This is a genomic window from Rhodoblastus sp. (assembly GCF_041915505.1).
Classification (GTDB): domain Bacteria; phylum Pseudomonadota; class Alphaproteobacteria; order Rhizobiales; family Beijerinckiaceae; genus Rhodoblastus.
The window spans coordinates 1-2,187 of the sequence record NZ_JAYSBG010000476.1 but is presented as its reverse complement, the minus strand read 5'-3'; the positions used below and the strand labels follow the sequence as shown (position 1 = coordinate 2,187).

1 protein-coding gene is annotated in these 2,187 nt (G+C 66.2%); it reads right to left on the bottom strand.

Going from position 1 to position 2,187, the window contains the following annotated elements; translation table 11 throughout:
- On the bottom strand, positions 1-2,155 hold a 2,155-nt coding region (katG, locus tag ACE3S9_RS18835), incomplete at its 3' end, for a catalase/peroxidase HPI (protein ID WP_374548010.1).
- Positions 2,156-2,187 lie beyond the last annotated feature (32 nt).

Here is a 2,187-nt window from a genome sequence, read left to right as displayed (position 1 = left end):
CCAGATTCGTCACCTTGGTCCAGGCCGCGACGAAGTCCTGCACGAATTTCGCCTTCGCGTCGGCGCTGCCATAGACTTCGGCCAGCGCGCGCAATTGCGAATTCGAGCCGAACAGCAGATCGACGCGCGTTCCTGTCCATTTGACCGCGCCGGTCTTGCGGTCCACCGCCTCATAGACGCCTTCCGCGCCCGCCGCCGGCCGCCACTGCGCGCCCATATCGAGCAGATTGACGAAAAAGTCATTCGTCAACGTCCCGGGATGGGCGGTGAAGACGCCATGCGGCGATTGCCCGACATTGGCGCCGAGCACGCGCAGGCCGCCGATCAGAACCGTCAGCTCCGGCGCCGTCAGCGTCAGCAATTGCGCCCGGTCGATCAGCAAATCCTCCGGCGACACGCGCGGCTTGCCGCCGAGATAATTGCGGAAGCCGTCGGCTCTGGGTTCGAGCGGCGCGAAGGAATGGGCGTCGGTCTGTTCTGCCGTGGCGTCGGTGCGCCCCGGCGCGAACGGAACCGTCACGTCCAGTCCGGCGTCTTTGGCGGCCTTCTCGATCGCGGCGTCGCCGCCGAGCACGATCAGATCGGCTAGCGAAACCTTCTTGCCGCCGGCGGCCGAGGCGTTGAACTCGGCCTGAACCTTCTCCAGCGCCTGCAGAGCCTTGGCCAGCCGGGCGGGCTCGTTGACCGCCCAATCCTTTTGCGGCGCGAGGCGGATACGCGCGCCGTTAGCGCCGCCGCGCTTGTCAGAGCCGCGGAAGGTCGAGGCGGAGGCCCAGGCGGTCCCGACCAGTTCGGCGACCGACAGGCCCGAGGCGAGGATTTTCGCCTTGAGCGCGGCGATATCCTGCGCGTTGACCAGCGGATGATCGACCGGCGGCACCGGATCCTGCCAGATCAGCTCTTCCTTCGGAACGAGCGGGCCGAGATAGCGGGCGCGCGGGCCCATGTCGCGATGGGTCAGCTTGAACCACGCCCGCGCGAAGGCGTCGGCGAATTGATCGGGGTTTTCGTAGAAGCGTCGCGAGATCTTTTCATAGGCCGGGTCGAACCGCAGCGAGAGGTCCGTCGTCAGCATGGTCGGCGCGCGCCGCTTCGAGGGATCGAACGGGTCCGGGATCGAGCCCGCCCCCGCGCCATGTTTCGGGGTCCATTGATGGGCGCCGGCCGGGCTCTTGGTCAGCTCCCAGTCATAGCCGAACAGATTCCAGAAGAAATTATTGCTCCATTTGGTCGGCGTCGAGGTCCAGACGACTTCGAGGCCGCTGGTGATGGCGTCGCCCGCCTTGCCGGACCCGAACCCGCTCTTCCAGCCGAGGCCCTGCGCCTCGATCGGCGCGGCTTCTGGCTCCGGCCCGACCAGAGCCGCGTCGCCGGCGCCATGAGTCTTGCCGAAGGTGTGGCCGCCGGCGATCAGCGCGACGGTCTCCTCGTCGTCCATCGCCATCCGCGCGAAGGTCTCGCGAATGTCCCGCGCCGCGGCGACCGGGTCCGGATTGCCGTTCGGCCCTTCCGGATTCACATAGATCAGGCCCATCTGGACGGCGCCGAGCGGGTTTTCGAGGTCGCGGTCGCCGCTATAGCGCTCGTCGCCCAGCCACACGTTTTCGGGGCCCCAATAGACGTCCTCGTCCGGCTCCCAGGTGTCGGGGCGGCCGCCGCCGAAGCCGAAGGTCTTGAAGCCCATGGATTCCAGCGCGACATTGCCGGTGAGGATGATGAGATCGGACCAGGACAGCTTGCGGCCATATTTCTGCTTGATCGGCCACAGCAGGCGGCGCGCCTTGTCGAGATTGACATTGTCCGGCCAGGAATTGAGAGGCGCAAAGCGCTGCTGGCCGCCGCCGCCGCCGCCGCGCCCGTCGGCGATGCGATAGGTGCCGGCGCTATGCCAGGCCATGCGGATGAACAGACCGCCGTAATGGCCGTAATCGGCCGGCCACCAGTCCTGCGAATCCGTCATCAGGGCGTGGAGATCCTTGACCACGGCGTCGAGATCGAGGGTCTTGAATTCCTTGGCGTAGTCGAACGCCTCGCCCATCGGGTCCGACAGGCTCGAATGCTGATGCAGAATCTTGAGGTTTGGCTGGTTCGGCCACCAGTCGCTGTTCGTCTTGCCTTGGGCCCCAGTGAACGGACATTTGCTGTCGCTTGTCATGTGACTTCCCCTTGCGGTTCGCTTTAGGCGCG